Source organism: Halomonas sp., from assembly GCF_031581305.1.
In the GTDB taxonomy this organism is placed as follows: Bacteria; Pseudomonadota; Gammaproteobacteria; order Pseudomonadales; family Halomonadaceae; genus Halomonas.
Window position 1 is genome coordinate 1 of record NZ_JAVLBC010000254.1, and the last position, 3,801, is coordinate 3,801.

4 protein-coding genes are annotated in these 3,801 nt (G+C 66.5%); all 4 read right to left on the reverse strand.

From position 1 onward, the window contains the following. Positions 1-66: 66 nt before the first annotated feature. Positions 67-624, reverse strand: a complete 558-nt coding sequence (locus RI841_RS15215; protein ID WP_310706478.1) for a hypothetical protein — start codon at positions 622-624, stop codon at positions 67-69. Beyond that, positions 621-1,265, reverse strand: coding sequence for a glycine zipper domain-containing protein (locus tag RI841_RS15220; protein ID WP_310706479.1), 645 nt, complete (start codon positions 1,263-1,265; stop codon positions 621-623). The genes RI841_RS15215 and RI841_RS15220 overlap by 4 nt, the downstream gene beginning before the upstream one ends. Before the next feature lie 45 nt (positions 1,266-1,310). Continuing rightward, positions 1,311-2,978, reverse strand: a complete 1,668-nt coding sequence (locus RI841_RS15225; RefSeq protein ID WP_310706480.1) for an SUMF1/EgtB/PvdO family nonheme iron enzyme — start codon at positions 2,976-2,978, stop codon at positions 1,311-1,313. Continuing rightward, positions 2,968-3,801, reverse strand: an 834-nt coding sequence (locus tag RI841_RS15230) for an FtsX-like permease family protein (RefSeq protein ID WP_310706481.1), incomplete at its 5' end; no start/stop codon positions are given. The genes RI841_RS15230 and RI841_RS15225, both read right to left, overlap by 11 nt.

Below are 3,801 nucleotides of genomic sequence, written 5' to 3' on the forward strand. Positions count from 1 at the left end.
GTCGCCAGAGCAGTTCCCGGCAACAACAGCAGGACCGATGCCACGAGCTTCCACCGCAAGGCACGATCAGCGCGCAAGATCGAGGGTCAACGACATGAGCAAATCGTACTCCTCCCGCAGCGCTTCCCGCTGGGCGAGCAGCTCGCGGCGGCGACGATCGAGCTCGGTGTCACTCACCCCGCTACCTTCCAGCGCATCCAGGGCGTTCTGCTGACGGTCCATGCCGGCCTGCAGGGTCTCGAGGCGTTCGCGAAGCCCCGCCACACGGGAGTCCTGTACACCCTGCTCGGCCTCGAGCCGGTTCAGCTCGGCTCGCAGCTGGCTCACATCCCCCTGCAGATCGGCCAGGCGTCGCGTTTCCATCGCCAACTGCTGTTCGGCATCGGCGCGCGAACGATCCAGCGACTCGCGCTCCTCGGCCAACTCGCCCTGGGTTTCTCGTAGCGCCGCCAGGCGCTCTTCACGCTCGCGAATGCGTTGGTCATAGCCACCGCTGGAGAGCCCCTGCATGCCGCCGACCAGGCCGCCTTCACGCGGGTCACCGGAGCTGGCACAACCGCTCACCAGAAGCATTACCAGTGCGCCGGGCAGCAGCGTGGAACCGAACTTCATACGCTGGATCATACGGACAGTCTCTCGTCGATACTGGCCAGCTGAGCACTATCGTCTCGCAGTTGGTTCAGGTTGCGCTGCAGCTCCTCCACCTCCGCGCTCAGTTGCGCCAGGTAGGGGTCGTCCTCGGGTCGGCTACCACCCTCCTCGGCGAGGATGCGCTGCTGCACCTTCAGCTCACGTGCCAGGGCTTTCTCCAGCGTCTCGCTCTTCTCGAGCCGCCGGGCGATGGCGTTACGCTCGCCCTGCAGTTCGTCTCGCGCCATCTCGCCGGACGCTACCCGGGCCTGCATCCGATCAGCCTCCGCCTCCAGGCGAGTGATCTCCGCGCGTACCTGCTCGTTGTAGGCAACAGTGGTCTGGTTGAACTGCTGAACGTGAGCAATTTCGCCGTCAAGGAACGCCTCTGTCGTGGCATAGGCTTGCTTGCGCTTGGCTACCTCGTTGCCTATCGCATAGCCGGCCCCCGCGCCCAGCGCCGCGCCGATGGCAGCCCCCCGTTCGTCACCGACGGCATAGCCAAGCAGGCCGCCGATGACCGCGCCAGCCGCCGTGCCCTCCGTACGGGTGCGTCCCTGGTCATCCATGCTGGCACAGCCAGAGGTCATCAGGCTCGCAGCGAGCAGCGGAATCATCAGGTGGTGTCGTTTCATGTCAGTTCCCTCGTGGTGGATATCATGGTGTAAAGTCTAGCCGCTTCAGCCATCCTCGAAGCCGACGAAACGCGTGGAGTAATCCTCCAGCCACTTGTCGGGCTCACTGCGCCGCAGCTCATGGTAGCGCTGCACATGAAGATCGAGCAGTTCGAGCACGGCACGCTCGCGGGCGGTCATCCGACGCGCGGCGAGTGTTTCGAAGGCCTCGGCGACATGGTCGGGATGGGTATCCCCCAGCTCGGCCAGCTTGTCCCCATACGCCGAGAGCTGCTCATCGATGGAACGCTTCTGGGCGTCGATCAGCGCCTCCACCTCGCGCAGTCGCGACTCGTAACGGGTGGAGTGCTCGACCAGCTTGAGCGCATTGTCACGAGCCGATACCAGAGCGGGCAGCTTGGAGACGTACACACTCAGGTTGGCGCCGTTGCGGGTGGCATCCTGCACCAGGCTGCGGGCCCGAGCCTTCTCGGCCTGGGTCAGCTGCAGCCGTGCCTGTTCGGATTGCGCCTTCAGGGTGCTCAACGGATCGCTCAGCGCGGGGTTGTCGGCGATCAGCGCGTCCAGAAGCGCGTCCATGTCATCGAGCTGGCCCGACGCCTGGGCCACGAGATTGTCGAGGCTGCGACCCACCGGCGTGGCCTGGCGAATCGTCTCGCGGTAGGCGTCGTACTCCTGCTCGAGCCTCGCCCGCTGCTCGCTGTCGAGGATGACGTTGCTGCCGATCGCCAGCCTTGCCCCGGTGTTGAAGGAGCGCCGCTGATGCATCTGCTCGCTGTCCGGGTCCCAGGCATACTCATCGAGCTCGGCCCGCAGGGCGCTGCGCATCTCGGCCTCGGGCGTGGAGACACTGCCACCGCGCACGCTGATGCCCCCAGGCTTGCCCTGACCGAGCTCCGGACGGAAGCGACTGGCCGTCATTTCCTGGGCATTGCCCAGCATGTCGTACAGCCCCAGGTGATTGCCCGCCCGCAGGCCCACCGGGCGCAAGGCATGGCGGGCGTTGCCAAGGTGCCAGGCATGCTCGCTCAGACGCGAGGCGTCGAAGGGCAGCCGGTCGTTGAAAATGCCGGCTTCCAGCGCGGGGATGCCCCCGCGAGCCGCGAAGGCCCACTCATCCTCGGCAGGCAAGCGCAGAAAGCCCGGCACCCCCTCGATCCGCGGCAGGTTCGCCCGACGCTCAGGATGCGACGGGTCAAAGAGCCATTGGTTATAGCGCTCGACAAAGCGCTGCATGTCGGCGTGGCTCACATAGGTCAGTGGCCTGGCCAACCGCTCGAGGCGCTCACGCGGGTTCAGCTCCGGCAAGGTAGCGATCTCGGGGTCGGCACTGGCGTCCATCAAGCCCTGCAGGCCCATCACGGCCGCAAACTGGGCCACCGTCAGCTCGTATTTGCCGATCATCAGGTACCACTGGCCCTGGTCATCGACGAAGCTGCCGGCAATCTGCCGGCGCTGTAGCCCCTCGAACACGCTCCCGGTGGCATCACCCAGTTGGATCACCCGCGACGGGTCACCCCAGAACCCTCGACCGGGCACCGGCACCTTGCGAAACACCATCGTGGCGTTATCCGGCATCGGCAGCACGATGTCATCCTCGGCCGGCTGCGGGTTGAAGAGTTGCTCGGCGGGAGAGGCGCCCCAGCTCGCCGGTGCCACCACGAGCAGGAGCAGCCAAACAAGCCGAGCGATGATGCGCGTCTCAATGATCACGAATGGCCTCCGCAGGATCGATGCTGGTGGCTCGCCATGCTGCCACCAGGGACGCCATTCCAGCCAGCAGCAACGTTGCCGCCACGGCGAGCAGCACTTGCGAGGCAGAAAGGGTACAGAAGCGTTCGCCCGGCAACAGCGCGTCGGCAAAACTCCGGTTGATCGCCATCGCGAGACCCAGATAAGCCGCCAGGGACGCCCCCAGCCCCATGCTGGCGATCAACACGCCCTGAACGACCGGGAAGAAAAACACGTGGCGACGTGCCAGTCCCAGCAGCCTGAGGACGCCGAGATCACGGCGCAGGCGCTCCACGGCCGCGTAAAGGCTGGAGATGAGGACCGCGGTACCCCCGCTGATGCCCAGCAGGGCGATCAGCCGGAACAACCGCTCCAGCCCCGCATCGAGCACCTGGATGCGCAGAATGGCCTCGACTTCGGCGATGACCTCGATACCCTGCGCCTCCAGCGTCTGTACCAGACCGGGCACCGAGTCGATCGAGTCGGCATAGAGACGGAAGCCGCGATAGCCGCCCCGCGCCATCTCCAGTGCCTGTCCATCTGCGGAGAGGGCCAGCGGCCGCTCCATGCCCGTGCGCAGCGCTGCGAGCAACTCCAGAGAGACCACGGGGCGCTCGCCGGACACCTCACCCACCGGCTCCAGTTCCAGCGCCAGCGGCGCGGCTCCCTCCAGCGTCACCTTCAGGTCACCCGGTGGCGTCGCCGATGCCGGCGCGAGGAAGCCCCGAAGCCGCTGCCCAGAGGGGGCCTCGCCGGTGGCCGCTCCCCAGGGCACCGGCTCGAGCCCCAGGAATTCGGCCTCCTC